Origin of the sequence: Bradyrhizobium sp. KB893862 SZCCT0404 (assembly GCF_018130885.1) — a bacterium.
Taxonomy (GTDB): Bacteria; Pseudomonadota; Alphaproteobacteria; order Rhizobiales; family Xanthobacteraceae; genus Bradyrhizobium; species Bradyrhizobium stylosanthis.
This window is the reverse complement of record NZ_JAFCLT010000003.1, coordinates 97,298-113,224: the sequence shown is the minus strand read 5'-3', so window position 1 is coordinate 113,224 and position 15,927 is coordinate 97,298. Positions and strand designations below refer to the sequence as shown.

The following is a 15,927-nucleotide window of genomic DNA, read 5'->3' as shown; positions in this document are numbered from 1 at the left end:
GTCGCAGCGGAGACAGCGTCATGGCCTATCTCGAGCTCGATCGGGTCGCAAAACAGTTCGGCGCGCAGACTGTGGTCGACGACTTCAGCCTGTCGGTGGGGAAGGGGGAGTTCATCTCCTTCCTCGGCCCGTCTGGCTGCGGCAAGACCACGACGCTGCAGATGATCGCGGGCTTCCTCGATCCCACCCGCGGCGCGATCCGCCTCGAGGGCAAGGACCTGACCGCGATCCATCCGGCCAAGCGCGGGCTGGGGATCGTGTTCCAGAGCTACGCGCTGTTTCCGCACATGACGGCGGCGGAGAACGTCGCCTTCGGTCTGGAAATGCGCAACGTGACGCGGGCTGATAGGGCCGAGCGTGTCCGTGCCGCGCTCGCGATGGTGGGCCTCGCCGGTTACGAGGACCGCCATCCGCGCCGCATGTCCGGCGGCCAGCAGCAGCGCGTGGCGTTGGCGCGCGCGCTGGTGATCAAGCCGAGCGTGTTGCTGCTCGACGAGCCCTTGTCCAACCTCGACGCCAAGCTGCGCGAGGAGATGCAGATCGAGCTGCGCCAGATCCAGCGCACCATCGGCACCACCACGATCCTCGTCACCCACGACCAGAACGAGGCGATGTCGCTGTCGGACCGCATTGTGGTGATGAGCCAGGGCAAGATCGAGCAGATCGGCACGCCGCAGGAGACTTATGAGCGGCCGGCCTCGGCCTTCGTCTCGCAGTTCCTCGGCAAGACCAACGACTTTGCCGGCACGATCGACCGGACCGCGACGCCGGCACGGCTCGTAGCCGGCTCCTGGAGCGCGCCGGCGCCGGCTGGCTTGAACGGCGCCGTGACCGTCAGCATTCGCCCTGAGCGCATTGGCTTCGGCGATGCCGGCCTCAGCGCAAAAATCGTCACCCGTATCTTCCAGGGCAATCACTGGCTGTTCCAGTGCGACAGCGAGTGCGGCCCGGCGATCGTGATCCGCCAGAACGACGGGCAGGCGCAGCCCGCCGAAGGCGATGCGGTGCGTCTCGCCTGGCGGCCCGAGGACATGAGCGTGCGCGCGAGGGCCGTCGCATGAGCATGGCCGCCGAGGAGCGCAGCGCGCGTGCGCCGTGGGCGCTGACGGCGCCTGCCTTGATGCTGTTCGTCGGCGTGCTGCTGATTCCGCTGGCGATGACGGTGATGCTGTCGTTCCATGATTGGGGCCAGTACAAGGGCATCGAGCCCGTTTTCATCCTGAAGAACTGGCACGAGATCGCGACCGATCCCTATTACGCCGAGATGTTCTGGCGGACGTTTCGCATCGCGATCCTGACCACGCTGCTCACCGCATTGTTAGGGGCGCCCGAAGCCTACATCCTCAACCGCATGAGCGGCCGCTGGAAGAGCTTCTTCCTGCTGGTCATTCTCGGCCCGCTCCTGATCTCCGTCGTGGCGCGCACGCTCGGCTGGGCACTGCTGTTCGGCGGCAACAACGGCCTCGTCAACAAGCTCCTGATGTCGCTCGGGGTGATGCGCTCCCCCATCCCCTTCATGTTCACCGAAACCGGCATGGTCGTCGCGCTCGCGCATGTCATGATGCCGTTCATGGTGTTGTCGGTGTGGGCGGCGCTGCAGCGGCTCGATCCGCAGATCGAGAATGCCGCGATGTCGCTCGGCGCGGGACCCGCGACCATCATCCGCCGCATCATCATGCCGCAGATCATGCCGGGCGTGCTGTCGGGCGCGATCATCGTGTTCTCGCTCTCGGCCAGCGCCTTCGCGACGCCCGCGATCATCGGCGGCCGCCGGCTCAAGGTCGCGGCAACGCTCGCCTATGACGAGTTCCTCAACACGCTGAACTGGCCGCTCGGTGCAGCGGTCGCGACACTGCTGCTCGTCGCCCTGGTCCTGATCGTCGTCGGCAGCAACGCGCTGATCGAGCGGCGCTATGCGGAGGTGTTCCGATGAGCCGGAACGGCCCGCTCGCGCTGATCTTCCACACCATCTTCGTCATCGTCATGGTGGCGCCGATCCTGGTCGTCTGCCTCGTCGCCTTCACGCCCGAGGGCTTCCTGTCGCTGCCGACCAACGGCTTCTCGCTGCGCTGGTTCAGGACCATCGCGAGCTACCCCGAATTCATCCACGCCTTCTGGGTCAGCCTCGGCCTCGGTGCTCTGTCTTCGTTCGTCGCGCTCCTGTTCGCGGTGCCGGCCGCGCTCGCGATTGCGCGCTATCGTTTCCGCGGCCGCGATGCGCTGGCGGCGCTGTTCCTGTCGCCGCTGATGATCCCGCATGTCGTGCTCGGCATCGCCTTCCTGCGCTTCTTCACCTCGGCCGGGCTCGGTGGCAGCTTTGCCGCGCTGATCATCGCGCATGTCATCATCGTGTTTCCGTTCGCGCTGCGCCTGACTTTGGCTGCGGCGACCGGCATGGACCGCACCGTCGAGATGGCCGCGGTTTCGCTCGGCGCCGGCGGCTGGACGCTGTTCCGCCGCGTGACGCTGCCGTTGATCCTGCCCGGCGTCATCAGCGGCTGGGCGCTGGCCTTCATCCAGTCCTTCGACGATCTCACCATGACCGTCTTCCTTGCTGCGCCCGGCACCGAGACGTTGCCGGTGCGCATGTTCCTTTATATCCAGGACAACATCGATCCGCTGGTGACGTCGGTCTCGGCCTGCGTGATCGCGATCACCATGACCGCCCTCATTCTGCTCGACCGCTTCTACGGGCTCGACCGCGTGCTCGCCGGCAAGGGCGATGCGGGGCGATAGGAGAACCTATGTCAGGAGATTATGACGTCGCCGTCGTCGGCGGCGGACTGCTCGGCTCCGCGATTGCCTGGGGCCTCGGCCGCCTCGGCAAGAAGGTCGCCGTGCTCGACGAAGGCGACATCACCAAGCGCGCCTCGCGCGCGAATTTTGCGCTGGTCTGGGTGCAGAGCAAGGGGCTCGGCATGCCCGCCTACACGGTGTGGACCGTGCAGGCTTCGCAGGCGTGGGGCCGGCTTGCCTCCGAGCTGAAGCAGCAGACCGGCCTCGACGTCGCCCTGCAGCAGAACGGCGGCTTTCACCTCACCCTCGGCGAGGACGAATTCGGCCAGCGCACCGAGCTCGTCAAGCGCATGCACAACCAGGCCGGTGCGGCCGATTACCAGATGGAGATGCTGCGGCCGTCGGAAGTGAAGAAGGCGCTGCCGCTGATCGGGCCCGAAGTATCCGGCGGCAGCTATTGCCCGCTCGACGGCCACGTCAATTCACTGCGCACGTTCCGCGCCTTCCACACCGGCTTCAAGGCATTCGGCATCGACTATTTTCCGGAGCGTCCAGTTTCGGCGATCAACAGGAGCGGCGGCGAATTCCGCCTGACCACGCCGAAGGGCGAGCTGCGCGCCGCCAAGATCGTGCTTGCCGCCGGCAATGCCAACCAGACGCTGGCGCCGATGGTCGGCCTCTACGCACCGATGGGCCCGACCCGCGGCCAGGTCGTCGTGACCGAGCGCACCATGCCGTTCCTGCCGCATCCGCTGACCACGATCCGCCAAACCGACGAGGGCACGGTCATGATCGGCGATAGCAAGGAAGACGAGCTCGACGATCGCACCCTGAAGCCCTCGATCAGCGGCGTGATGGCCGATCGCGCGCAGCGCATGTTCCCACATTTGGCGCGGCTCAACGTGGTCAGGAGCTGGTCCGGCATCCGCGTCATGCCGCAGGACGGTTTCCCGATCTACGACCAGTCGGAGACGCATCCCGGCGCCTTCGTCGCCTGCTGCCATTCCGGCGTGACGCTCGCCTCGAACCACGCCTTCGAGATCGCGCGCATGGTGGCGCAAGGCGCGCTTGAGCCCGAGCTGGTCGGCGCGTTCTCGGCGAGCCGTTTTGGCGCCGCCGGTGCTGCGAACAACAGCGGCTACTAGAGATATCAAGGAGCCAAGGGGCATCCCATGTTTAGACGATCCGATCAGGACAAACGTCCGCAGGTGCAGATCTTCGTCGACGGCGTTGCCGTCGCGGCGCGCCAGGGCGACACCGTTTCCGCCGCGCTGCTGGCGTCCGGCGCTGACGCGCGGCGCTCCACCGCGGTGAGCGGCGCGCCGCGTCTGCCCTATTGCATGATGGGCGTGTGCTTCGACTGCCTCGTCACCATCGACGGCGTCGGCAATTGCCAGGGCTGCCTCGTGCCTGTCGCCGAGGGCATGCAGGTCGAGATCCAGAAGGGCAAGCGGGAGATCGGAAGATGACTGTGGCTCCCAAGCGCGAAGACTATGACGTCGTGGTGATTGGCGCCGGCCCGGCAGGCCTTGCTGCTGCCGCGACCTCCGCCGAAGCCGGCCTCTCCACGCTGCTGCTCGACGAGAACATCGGCCCGGGCGGCCAGGTGTTCCGCGCTATCGCCTCGACGCCCGTGACCGATCGCAATCAGCTCGGCGCCGACTATTGGGTCGGAGCCGATCTCGTGAAGTCGCTGCGCGCGAGCAATGCCGAGGTCATCCATCGTGCCACCGTCTGGAGCCTCGACCGCAATCTCGACATCGCCGTGTCCATCGGCGGCGCCTCCGCCTTCGTCAAGGCGAAGCGTGTGATCCTCGCGACCGGTGCGTTGGAGCGGCCGTTCCCGATTCCCGGCTGGACGCTGCCGGGCGTGATGACCGCGGGCGCGGCGCAGACCATGCTGAAGTCATCGGCGCTGGTGCCTGATGGCCGCACCGTGATCGCCGGGCAGGGGCCGCTGCTCTGGCTTCTCGCCGCGCAGATCCTTCGCCTCGGCGGCCGTATCGACCGCATCCTCGACACCACCGAGCGCGGCAATTACTTCGCGGCGCTGCCGCACGCCTTCGCCTTCCTGACCTCGCCCTACTTCAGCAAGGGCCTGTCGATGATGCGCGAGGTGAAGGCCAAGGTGCAGGTCGTCTCGGGCGTTACCGAGCTTGCGGCCTCCGGTGATGGCCAGCTTGCCGGCGTCAGCTATGTCGCAGGTGGCAAGCGCGACACCATTCCTGCGGATCTCCTGTTGCTGCATCAGGGCGTCGTGCCCAACGTCAACCTCGCGATGTCCGCGGGCATCGAGCATCGCTGGGACGATCTGCAATTGTGCTGGTCGCCAGTGCTGGATGCGAGCGGCGGCTCGTCGGTCGCGGGCATCGCAATCGCCGGCGATGGCGCGGGTATCGGCGGCGCGAACGCTGCCGTGGTCCGCGGTCGCATTGCCGCGCGCGCCGCGGTGGAAGCACTGGCGCCCGCGGCTGCGGCGAAGCTCGCACCGATGGCGACGCTGCGCGCCGATCTCGCCAAGGCCGAGCGCGGTCGCCTGTTCCTCGACACGCTGTTCCGTCCCGCGCCGCAGTTCCGCATTCCCTCGGGCGATACGATCGTCTGCCGCTGCGAGGAGGTCACCGCAAAGGACGTGCTCGATTCCGTCGCGATCGGCGCGACCGGGCCGAACCAGCTCAAGGCCTATCGCCGCACCGGCATGGGCCCGTGCCAGGGCCGGCTCTGCGGCCTCACCGTCACCGAGCTGATGGCGCAGGCGCGCGGCAAGACCCCGCAGGAGATCGGTTACTACCGGCTGCGCGCGCCGGTGAAGCCGATCACGCTGGCCGAGCTCGCCGCCGTTCCGAAGAGCGAGGCCGACGTGAAGGCCGTGGTGCGCGGATGAGCCAAAACGTGGATGCGATCGTCGTCGGCGGCGGCATCCACGGATGCTCGACCACGCTGCATCTGTGTCTCGCCGGCCTGAAGCCGGTGCTGATCGAGAAGGACTATGCCGGCCGCCACGCCTCCGGCGTCAATGCTGGCGGCGTGCGCCAACTCGCACGGCACATTCCGGAGATCCCGCTCTCGATCCGCTCGATGGGCATCTGGGAGAAGATCAACGATCTCCTCGACGACGATTGCAGCTTCGAGAGCTACGGCCAGGTCCTCGTCGCGGAAAACGAAGAGGAACTCGCGGTCTGTCGCGCACGTGTTGCCGAGCTCAACGCCCTCGGTTTCACCCATGAAGAGTTGATCGACGCGGCCGAGTTGCGACGGCTGGTGCCCGCGGTGGCCGAGACCTGTCCGGGCGGCGTGGTGTCACGGCGCGACGGCGCAGCCAATCCGGCGCAGACGACGACGGCGTTCCGCCGCAAGGCCCAGCAGCTCGGTGCGACCGTGCGCGAAGGCGTCGCGGCCACCAACATCCGCTACAGCGACGGTCTCTGGCATGTCGATGTCGGTCCGGAGAGCTTTGCCGCGCCGGTGCTGGTCAATGCGGCCGGCGCCTGGGCCGGCAAGATCGCGGCTGATCTCGGCGAGCCGGTGCCGGTCGAGACCGTGGCGCCGATGCTGATGATCACCTCGCGCGTGCCGCACTTCATCGACCCCGTCGTGATCCTGCGCGGGCGAAAGCTGTCCTTCAAGCAGTTCAAGAACGGCACCGTGCTGATCGGCGGCGGCCATCTGGCGACGCCCTACCAGGACCGCAACGAGACGGTGCTGGACTGGAGGAGCCTCGCGACCAGCGCGCAGACCGTGTTCGAGCTGTTCCCGGTGATGCGCAGCGCGACCATCGTCCGTGCCTGGGCCGGCATCGAGGCGAAGATGAAAGACGACATCCCCGTGTTCGGCCCGAGCAGCCGTCACAAGGGGCTCTATCACCAGTTCGGCTTCTCGCTGCACGGCTTCCAGCTCGGCCCCGGCGCCGGCGCCGTCATGGCGGAGCTGATCGTCAATGGTGGCACCCAGACCCGCGTCGGCGATCTCGGCATCGACCGCTTCCATCCCTCCACGCTCTAGGAATGAGGACATCATGAGCATCACCCGCAGCATCCGCACGCCCATCATGCACCGCGCCGTCGAAGCCAACGGCTTCGTCTTCGTCGGCGGCACCATCGCCGACGATACCAGCGTTTCCATGGGCGACCAGACCCGCAACATCCTCGGCAAGATCGCCGGCTATCTGAAGGAAGCCGGCACCGACAAGAGCCGCGTCGTCAGCGCCTCGATCTTCGTCACGGATCTCTCCAAGAAGAAGGAAATGGACGCGGCCTGGACCGAGTTCTTCGGCGACAATCTGCCGACCCGTGCCACCGTCGGCGTCGCCGATCTCGGTGGCGGCGCGCTGATCGAGGTCGTTGTCACCGCGCTCAAGGGCTGATTGCGCATGGAGACGCCGGCACCTCTCGTGCTGGCGTCCCTTCGCGCCGCCTTGATCTCGCCCTTTGAAGGGACTAGTTAGAGGCTCCCTCAATCAGGATATTCGAAAGCCATGGATTTCACCCCGACCGCAACGCTCATCCGCCTTGCTCACGGGGAATTCCATGCCTGCTTCAATCATCCTGTCGAACCTGTCGCTGTCCACGCCTGACGGCCGGTCTCTCCTCTCCAACATCGATCTGACATTCGCGGCCGAGCGGACCGGTCTCGTCGGCCGCAATGGCGTCGGCAAGACGACGCTGCTGGCCGCGATCTCGGGGCATCATGTTCCCCAGTCCGGGCGCGTCCCGGTCAACGGAACCATCGGCCTGCTGCGTCAGGACGTGCAGTCGCCCCCGGGTGCGACCGTGGCCGATCTGTTCGGCGTGCGGCGGGCGCTGGAGCTGCTGCGCCGCGCCGAACGAGGCGATGCCTCCGCCGACGACATCGCCACGATCGACTGGACCCTCGAATCGCGGCTCGAGGCCGCGCTGGCGCGCCTCGGGTTCGGGCCGTCCACTGAGACGGAGCTGTCCCGTCTGTCCGGCGGCCAGATCACGCGGGTTCGCCTCGCGGCGCTGGTCTTTTCCGAACCGGACTTCCTGCTGCTCGACGAGCCCACCAACAATCTCGACCGGGATGGACGCAAGGCGGTCACCGATCTGCTCGTTGCCTGGCGCGGCGGCGCGATCGTTGTCAGCCACGACCGCGGCCTGCTCGACACCATGGACGCGATCGTCGAGCTGACCTCGCTCGGCGCCACGCGCTACGGCGGCAACTGGACGAGCTACCGTGCGCAAAAGGCCATCGCGCTCGCAGCCGTCAGGCACGATCTCGCGCATGCCGAGAAGCGCCTGTCCGAGATCGACGGCAAGGCGCAGGAGGCCGTGGAGAGGAAAGCGCAGAAGGACAGCGGCGGCCGGAAGAAGCGCGCGAAGGGCGACATGCCGCGCATCCTCGCCGGTGCCCGCAGGGATCGCAGCGAGGATTCCGGTGGAAAAACCGCGCAAATCGCCGAGCGGCGGCGCGCGGAAGCGCTCCACGCCGTCGACACCGCGCGCCGGCGCATCGAGATTCTGCAGCCGCTGTCGGTGAAGCTGCCCGCGACACATCTGCCGGCGGGCAGGGAGGTGCTCTGGCTCGACGGCGTCAATGCCGGCTACCGGCCGGAGCAGCCGATCCTGCGCGATCTCTCGCTCGCGATCGTCGGTCCCGAGCGCGTCGCGCTGGTCGGGCCCAACGGCTCCGGCAAGACGACGCTGCTGAAGCTGATCGCCGGCGAGCTGCGACCGTTCTCGGGCATCGTGCGGGTCCGGCCGGACTTCGCGCTGTTCGACCAGGCGGTCAGCCTGCTCGATCCTGAGATCTCGATCCTGGAGAACTTCCGGCGTCTCAATCCGAAGGCGGGGGCGAATGAATGCCATGCGGCGCTGGCGCGCTTCATGTTTCGCGCCGATGCGGCCTTGCAAGAGGCTGCAAGCCTGAGCGGCGGCCAGATGTTTCGCGCAGGGCTCGCCTGCGTACTGGGCGGTTCAGCGCCGCCGTCGCTGCTGATCCTGGACGAGCCGACCAATCATCTCGACATCGACTCCATCGAGGCCGTCGAAGCAGGCTTGCGGGCCTATGACGGCGCGCTGCTCGTCGTCAGCCACGACGAGGCGTTCCTGCAGGCAATCGGGGTCACGCGGCGGCTCGATCTTGCCGGCAAGATGCAACGCGAGCATGGCGGGATCGTCTGATCCCGCCTCGCGGTCTTGATCTAGAAGCGAGTCTTGAAAGCGAGTCTTGGCAGTGACCATCAAATACCCGACACCCTGCCCCCAGCGCGTCGGGTGGAAAGAATAACTATCAATAAGTGATCCCAACACCGCTGTTGTGACTCGAACCGCATCAACTTACCACTCCGGTAAACTACCGCGTGGAACCGGGCGCGCTGAACGTGCGGGGAGAGATTGAAACGCCGTGCGCGGCCTACGATGCCGCGCTGCCGCCCGGTTCCAGCGCTTCGCCGATCTCCAGTGGATGCGCCATGGTCTCATGCAGCGCCTCGCGGTCGAGCTCGCCTTCGGAGATGCTGATGACGACGCAGGCGACGCCATTGCCGATCAAATTGGTCAGCGCGCGGCATTCGCTCATGAACTTGTCGATGCCGACCAGGATCGCGATCGACTGGATCGGAATGTCGGGCACGATCGACAGCGTCGCGGCGAGCGTGATGAAGCCGGCGCCGGTCACGCCCGAAGCGCCCTTCGAGGTGATCATGGCGATGCCGAGAATGCCGAGCTCCTGCCAGATGGTCAGATGCGTGTTGGTCGCCTGCGCCAGGAACAGCGTCGCCAGCGTCATGTAGATGTTGGTGCCGTCGAGATTGAAGCTGTAGCCGGTCGGGATCACGAGGCCGACGACCGAGCGCGAGGCGCCGAGATGCTCCATCTTCTGGATCATCTGCGGCAGGACCGTCTCCGACGACGAGGTGCCGAGCACGATCAGCAGTTCGTCTTTGATGTAGGCGATGAAACGCAGGATCGAGAAGCCGGCGAGGCGGGCGATCGCACCCAGCACGATCAGCACGAACAGCATGCTGGTGAGATAGAACGTGCCGATCAGGGCGGCGAGGTTGAGCAGCGAGCCGAGGCCGTAGGCGCCGACGGTGAACGCCATCGCGCCGAAGGCGCCGATCGGTGCCACGCGCACGATGATGCGGATGATGCCGAAGAACATCTTCGCCGCCTTGTCGATCGCCTCCGCGATGGGCTCGCCGGCCTTGCCGAGGAAGGCGATGGCGAAGCCGGAGAGAATCGAGATCAGCAGCACCTGCAACAGGTCGCCGCGCGCGATCGCGCCGACATAGCTGTCGGGGATGATCGCCATCAGATGAGCGACGATGCCTTCTTCCTTGGCCTTGGTGACGTAGGTCGCCACCGACTTCGGATCGATCGTGGCCGGGTCGATGTTGAAGCCGTGCCCGGGCTGCAGGATCTCGCCGACGAGCAGGCCGACCGCGAGGGCCACGGTCGAGACCGTCTCGAAATAGATCAGCGACTTCAGCCCGACCCGGCCGACGCGCTTGAGGTCGCCCATCGAGGAGATGCCGTGCACCACGGTGCAGAAGATGACGGGCGCGATCATCATCTTGATCAGCGCGATGAAGCCGTCGCCGAGCGGCTTCAAGGCCTTGCCGAGGTCGGGATAGAAATAGCCGACGAGCACGCCGAGGGCGATTGCGATCAGAACCTGCACATAGAGGATCTTGTACCAGGGCTGATGCCGGCGGTGAGCGGCTGGCTGGATCGCAATCTGTGTCATATGATGAGCCCCGGAACGCATTGATTCCGCAAGATTTGAATCTTGCATGACTCGCATCATGTGATGGACGCCGCAGAAGCGACAATCACATTTTTGTCGGATCGCACGAACATCAATCGCTGCACCGCAATGGGGGGAACATGACGATCGCAACGGGCTCGGACGAGCAGGCACAGGGCTATTTCCCGCGCTGGAAACTCAAGACCTCGGGCGTGATCATGCCGGAGGAGCGGCTGCCATGGGGCCAGACCATCGTCTCCGGTCTGCAACATTGCGTTGCGATGTCCGGCTCGACGATCATCGCGCCGCTGCTGATGGGGTTCGATCCCAACGTCGCGGTCCTGTTCTCGGGCATCGGCACGCTGATCTTCTTCGTCATCGTCGCCGGGCGCGTGCCGAGCTATCTCGGCTCCAGCTTCGCCTTCATCGCCGTCGTCATCGCCGCCACAGGCTATGCCGGGCATGGACCGAACCCGAACATCTCGGTTGCGCTCGGCGGCATCGTCGGCGCGGGCGTGCTCTATGGCGTGATCGCGCTGATCGTGATGTGGTTGGGCACGGGCTGGGTCGAGCGCCTGATGCCGCCGGCCGTCACCGGCGCCGTCGTCGCCGCCATCGGCCTCAACCTCGCGCCGGTCGCGGTCAAGGCGGTGAGCGCGAATGGGTTCGACACCGGGATCGGGCTTGCCACCGTGCTGATGATCGGCGTGGTGGCCGTTGCAGCGCCCGGCCTGTGGCGCCGCCTGCCGATCATCCTCGGCGCGATCGGCGGATATCTTTTGTACATGCTGTTCGCGAACGGCCTCGGCTTCGGCAAGCCGATCGACTTCACCCAGCTTTCAGCCGCGCCGTGGCTCGGCCTGCCGAGCTTCACCACGCCGACCTTCCAGGCCGATGCGATCTTTCTGATCGCGCCGGTCGCGGTCATCCTCGTCGCCGAGAATCTCGGGCACATCAAGGCCGTCGGCGCCATGACGGGCCGGAGTCTGGATGCCTATCTCGGGCGCGCCTTGTTCGCCGACAGCCTTGCGACCATCGTTGCGGCCTGTGGCGGCGGCACCGGCGTCACCACCTATGCCGAGAATATCGGCGTGATGGCGGCGACGAAGGTCTATTCGACCCTGCTGTTCGCCTTCGCTGCCACGGTGTCGATCCTGCTCGGCTTCTCACCGAAATTCGGCGCGCTGATTCTCTCGATCCCGGGTCCGGTCATCGGCGGCCTCTCGATCGTGCTGTTCGGCCTGATCGCCGCGATGGCGGGCCGGATCTGGGTCGAGAACAAGGTCGACTTCGCAAACCCTGCGAATCTCATCACCGTCGCCGTGGCGCTGACCGCGGGCGCCGGCGACCTCACGCTCAAGTTTGGCGCGTTCACGATCGGAGGCATCGGTACCGCGACCTTCGGCGCCATCATCCTCTATCAGATCCTGACCTCGCCGCTGGCACGTCGCGTGGAGTGAATCCCAGGAATGCGCGGGAGGGATGGAACAAAATGCCGGTTCCATCCATGATGATCGCATCTGGAGAAAACACATGCCGCACACCGAACGCTCAACTTCCTTTCCCTCGCGCCTCGTCGGCCAGTACGCGCTGGTGACGGGCGCCTCGCAAGGCATCGGCCGGGCCGTCGCCATCCGGCTCGCGCAGGAAGGCGCGACCGTCGCCATCAACTATTTCGAACACGCCGGAAGGGCCGAGGAGACGCTGGCGCTGGCGCGGACGGCATCGAGCGACCGTGGCCACGGCCGGCTCGATCACATCATCGTCAAGGCCAACGTCGGCAACGAGCAGGACATCGCCGCGATGTTCGAGACGGTGCTGGCGCGCTTCAAGCGCCTCGACTGTCTCGTCAACAATGCCGGCTTCCAGCAGGAATCGCCGAGCGATGCGCTCGACGTCGAAACCTATCGCCGCATCATCGACGTCAACCTCAACGGCGCCGTGCTCTGCGCGCAGAAGGCGCTTGCGCATTTCGTGGCGCGCGGCGGAGGCGGCAGCATCATCAACTGCTCCAGCGTCCACCAGATCATTCCGAAACCCGGCTATCTCGCCTACTCCATCAGCAAGGGCGGCATGGCCAACCTGACGCGCACGCTGGCGCTGGAGTTCGCCAGCCGCGGCATTCGCGTCAATGCGGTCGGTCCCGGCGCCATCGACACGCCGATCAACGCGGCCTGGACCGGCGATCCCGAAAAGCGCGGCGTCGTCACCAGCCACATTCCGCTCGGCCGTGTCGGTACGCCGGAGGAGATCGCGGCCGTGTTCGCTTTCCTCGCCTCCGACGATGCGAGCTACATCACCGGGCAGACGATCTATGCCTGTGGGGGCCTGACGCTGTTTCCGGAGTTTCGCGAGAACTGGGCGAGCTAGTCCGGAGCGCCGAAGGGGGGCCGTGCGGCATCTGGCAGAATCCGCCGGCGCAGACTACATCTGCGCCATGGCAAACCCTCCGGTGGCAAACTCCCCGCTCCAGGACTTCGTCGGCCGGCACGAACGACTGTTCGTTCTGACCGGCGCCGGCTGCAGCACCAATTCGGGCATTCCCGACTACCGCGACAGCCATGGCAATTGGAAACGGACCCAGCCGGTCAATTTCCAGGCGTTCATGAATGAGGAGCACACGCGCCAGCGCTATTGGGCCCGCAGCCTGATCGGCTGGCGGCGGTTCGGCCAGGCGAGGCCGAATGATGCGCATCATGCCCTGGCCCGCCTCGAGGCGGGCGGCCGCTGCGAGATGCTGCTGACCCAGAATGTCGACCGGCTGCATCAATCCGCCGGCCACCGGCAGGTGATCGATCTGCACGGACGGCTCGATCTCGTCCGCTGCATGGGTTGCAGAGCGAAGACGCCGCGCAGCGAATTCCAGGACACGCTGGGGCGCATGAACGCGGAATGGCTGGCGCTCGACGCCGCGGATGCGCCTGACGGCGACGCCGATCTGGAGCATGCGGATTTTTCCTCGTTCAGCGTGCCTGCTTGCGAAGCCTGCGGCGGCATTCTCAAGCCCGACGTCGTATTCTTCGGCGAGAACGTGCCGCGCGACATCGTCGCGACCGCGCAGGACCATCTGTCGCAGGCCGACGCCATGCTGATCGTCGGCTCGTCGCTGATGGTCTATTCCGGCTTCCGCTTCGTGCAGGCCGCCGCGAACCGCAAAATCCCGATCGCTGCGGTCAATCTCGGGCGCACCCGGGCCGACGATCTCCTGACGCTCAAGGTCGAGGAGCGCTGCGAAGCGGCGCTTGCATTCCTGCTCTGATCGCGCGGGCGGCGAACACGCCTTGCCTATTGCATAGGTGCCAAGCAGAATGGCCGGGCGCTGCGTTGTCCTCGTCGTCCATGGCATGGAAATTGCTGCGTTTTCGCCCTGAGTTTTGACGATCAGCCGGAGAATTTGGAATGCTTGAGGGAGCCGAGGTGCGGCTTGCCGTTGATATCGGTGGCACGTTCACCGACATCGTGCTGGACGTGGGCGAGGTGCGCAAAACCCGCAAGGTGCTGACGACGCCACAGCGCCCCGAACAAGCGGTGCTGGACGGCATGCGTCTCATCCTCGCCGATGCGCGTGCCCATATCAGCGACATCGACGTCTTCATTCACGGCACGACGCTCGCGACCAACGCGATCATCGAGCGCCGCGGCGCAAAAACGGCGCTGATCGCGACCGATGGCTTCCGCGACGTGCTCGATATCGGCACCGAGAGCCGCTACGACCAGTATGATCTCGGCATCGACAAGCCGAAGCCGCTGGCGCCGCGTTCCCTGCGCTTCACCGTGCCCGAGCGTATCGACGCCCACGGCGCCATTCGCCTCCCGCTGGACGAGATGGCCGTGCGCGCACTCGCGCCGAAATTGCGCGAGTTGAAGGTCGAGAGCGTCGCCATCGCCTTCCTGCACTCCTACGCCAATCCCGAGCACGAGCGCCGCGCTGCGGCGATCATCGCCGAGGAGATGCCCGGCATCTCCGTGACGGTGTCTTCGGCCGTTTGCCCGGAAATCCGTGAATATGAGCGCACATCGACGGCGGTCGCCAATGCCTATGTGCAGCCGCTGATCGACGGTTATCTCGCCCGCATGGCCGATGCCCTGCAGGTCGAGCAGTTCCGCGGCGCGATCTATCTCGTGACCTCGGGCGGCGGCGTCACCTCGATCGAGACGGCGCGGCGCTTTCCCGTGCGTCTCGTCGAATCCGGTCCCGCCGGCGGGGCGATCTTCTCGGCGCAGATCGCCGCACGCCTCGGCGAGAGCAAGGTGCTCTCCTTCGACATGGGCGGCACCACCGCAAAGATCTGCCTGATTGAAAAGTATCAGCCCGAGACCTCGCGCGTGTTCGAGGTCGACCGCGCGGCGCGCTTCCTCAAGGGCTCCGGCCTGCCGGTGCGCATTCCCGTGATCGAGATGGTCGAGATCGGCGCCGGCGGCGGCTCGATCGCCCATGTCGATGCGATGAAGCGCGTCACCGTCGGCCCGGAGAGTGCCTCGTCGGAGCCGGGTCCGGCCTGCTACGGCCGCGGCGGCCAGCGTCCGGCGGTGACGGATGCGGACGTTGCCCTCGGCATGATCGATCCCGACGCCTTTGCCGGAGGCACGATCAAGCTCGATCCGGAACTGTCGAAGAAAGCCCTGCTGAGCAGTGTCGGCGAGCCGCTCGGCCTGTCGGCGGAGACGGCCGCCTATGCCGTGCACGAGGTGGTCTGCGAGAACATGGCGAGCGCAGCGCGCGTGCATGCGGTCGAACGCGGCGAGATCGTCGGCCAGCACACGCTGATCGCGTTCGGTGGCGCCGCGCCGCTGCATGCGGCCCGTGTCGCCGAGAAGATCGGCGTCTCCAAGGTGATCGTGCCGTCGAATGCCGGTGTCGGCTCGGCGGTCGGCTTCCTCGCGGCTCCCATCGCCTATGAGCTGGTGCGCAGCCGCCATGTGCGACTCGATGATTTCGACACCAAGGCTGTCTCCGACCTGTTGCAGGAGATGGTGACCGAAGCCCGCGCGCTGGTCGAGCCGGGTGCGGCCGGTGCACCGGTGCGGGAGCGCCGTGCGGCCTTCATGCGCTATGTCGGCCAGGGCCACGAGATCACCGTCGAGCTGCCGAACCGGCCGCTCACCTCGGCCGATCTCGCCGGCCTGCGCCAGAAGTTCGAGGCGGATTATTCGGCGATGTTCGAGCGTCCGATCCCGGGCGCTGCGATCGAGGTCTTGAGCTGGTCGGTGCTCGCGACCACCGAGGCGCGCAATCCGTCTACTGTCGCGGCCGTCACGCGCAAGCCTGCGGCCAAGGCCTCCGGCAGCCGAAAGTTCTTCGACGGAAGGGCAGGCGAGGTGATCGAGATCCCGCTCTATCGGCGCGAGGACATGGCGCCGGGCGCGACCATCGCGGGCCCCGCCGTGATCGCGGAAGACGAGACGTCTACTTTTGTTTCGACCAGTTTTGACGCGCATATCGACGGTGCCGGCAGCATCGTCATGGAACGGAAGGCGGCCTGA

Annotated in this window: 14 protein-coding genes; 13 read left to right on the top strand and 1 reads right to left on the bottom strand. The window is 66.3% G+C overall.

Translation table 11 applies throughout. The features are described 5' to 3' along the window. Positions 1-20 precede the first annotated feature (20 nt). The 9 genes from JQ617_RS14500 to JQ617_RS14460 all read left to right on the top strand — a co-directional run bounded on the left by JQ617_RS14500 (position 21) and on the right by JQ617_RS14460 (position 8,876). Entirely contained in the window at positions 21-1,061 is a 1,041-nt protein-coding gene (locus JQ617_RS14500; RefSeq protein WP_212026901.1) for an ABC transporter ATP-binding protein, read from the top strand. Beyond that, positions 1,058-1,933 carry an ABC transporter permease gene (locus tag JQ617_RS14495; RefSeq protein WP_145668420.1) on the top strand — a complete coding sequence of 292 codons (876 nt, stop codon included), beginning with the start codon at positions 1,058-1,060 and terminating at the stop codon, positions 1,931-1,933. The genes JQ617_RS14500 and JQ617_RS14495 overlap by 4 nt, the downstream gene beginning before the upstream one ends. Next, positions 1,930-2,736: an ABC transporter permease gene (locus tag JQ617_RS14490; protein WP_212026900.1), complete on the top strand. Its 807-nt coding sequence runs from the start codon at positions 1,930-1,932 to the stop codon at positions 2,734-2,736. The genes JQ617_RS14495 and JQ617_RS14490 overlap by 4 nt, the downstream gene beginning before the upstream one ends. 8 nt (positions 2,737-2,744) lie before the next feature. Next, a complete protein-coding gene (locus JQ617_RS14485) occupies positions 2,745-3,881 on the top strand; it encodes an NAD(P)/FAD-dependent oxidoreductase (RefSeq protein ID WP_212026899.1) in 1,137 nt (378 codons plus the stop codon). Positions 3,882-3,908: 27 nt separating this feature from the next. Then, entirely contained in the window at positions 3,909-4,205 is a 297-nt protein-coding gene (locus JQ617_RS14480; RefSeq protein WP_212026898.1) for a (2Fe-2S)-binding protein, read from the top strand. Beyond that, complete coding sequence (locus JQ617_RS14475) at positions 4,202-5,620, top strand: FAD/NAD(P)-dependent oxidoreductase (RefSeq protein ID WP_212026897.1); 1,419 nt, start codon at positions 4,202-4,204, stop codon at positions 5,618-5,620. The genes JQ617_RS14480 and JQ617_RS14475 overlap by 4 nt, the downstream gene beginning before the upstream one ends. Next, positions 5,617-6,738 carry an NAD(P)/FAD-dependent oxidoreductase gene (locus JQ617_RS14470; protein WP_212026896.1) on the top strand — a complete coding sequence of 374 codons (1,122 nt, stop codon included), beginning with the start codon at positions 5,617-5,619 and terminating at the stop codon, positions 6,736-6,738. The genes JQ617_RS14475 and JQ617_RS14470 overlap by 4 nt, the downstream gene beginning before the upstream one ends. A 13-nt stretch (positions 6,739-6,751) precedes the next feature. Then, positions 6,752-7,099, top strand: coding sequence for a RidA family protein (locus JQ617_RS14465; protein ID WP_018641632.1), 348 nt, complete (start codon positions 6,752-6,754; stop codon positions 7,097-7,099). A 163-nt stretch (positions 7,100-7,262) separates the two neighbouring features. Then, a complete protein-coding gene (locus tag JQ617_RS14460; RefSeq protein ID WP_212026895.1) occupies positions 7,263-8,876 on the top strand; it encodes an ABC-F family ATP-binding cassette domain-containing protein in 1,614 nt (537 codons plus the stop codon). A gap of 232 nt (positions 8,877-9,108) precedes the next feature. Here the strand turns inward: JQ617_RS14460 and JQ617_RS14455 are convergent, their stop codons facing one another. Next, a complete protein-coding gene (locus JQ617_RS14455; RefSeq protein WP_212026894.1) occupies positions 9,109-10,443 on the bottom strand; it encodes a dicarboxylate/amino acid:cation symporter in 1,335 nt (444 codons plus the stop codon). Between the two features lie 140 nt (positions 10,444-10,583). Between JQ617_RS14455 and JQ617_RS14450 the strand changes: the two genes are divergently transcribed. The 4 genes from JQ617_RS14450 to JQ617_RS14435 all read left to right on the top strand — a co-directional run bounded on the left by JQ617_RS14450 (position 10,584) and on the right by JQ617_RS14435 (position 15,927). Further along, the gene (locus tag JQ617_RS14450; RefSeq protein WP_212026893.1) at positions 10,584-11,903 is read left to right on the top strand and encodes a solute carrier family 23 protein; all 1,320 of its coding nucleotides are present in this window, start codon (positions 10,584-10,586) and stop codon (positions 11,901-11,903) included. Positions 11,904-11,976: 73 nt separating this feature from the next. Further along, positions 11,977-12,813 carry an SDR family oxidoreductase gene (locus JQ617_RS14445; RefSeq protein ID WP_212026892.1) on the top strand — a complete coding sequence of 279 codons (837 nt, stop codon included), beginning with the start codon at positions 11,977-11,979 and terminating at the stop codon, positions 12,811-12,813. Positions 12,814-12,880: 67 nt separating this feature from the next. Then, on the top strand, positions 12,881-13,702 hold the full coding sequence (locus tag JQ617_RS14440) for an NAD-dependent protein deacetylase (RefSeq protein WP_212027423.1): 822 nt from the start codon (positions 12,881-12,883) through the stop codon (positions 13,700-13,702). Between the two features lie 140 nt (positions 13,703-13,842). After that, positions 13,843-15,927 (top strand): hydantoinase/oxoprolinase family protein, encoded by a 2,085-nt coding sequence (locus JQ617_RS14435; RefSeq protein ID WP_212026891.1) that lies wholly within the window; start codon positions 13,843-13,845, stop codon positions 15,925-15,927.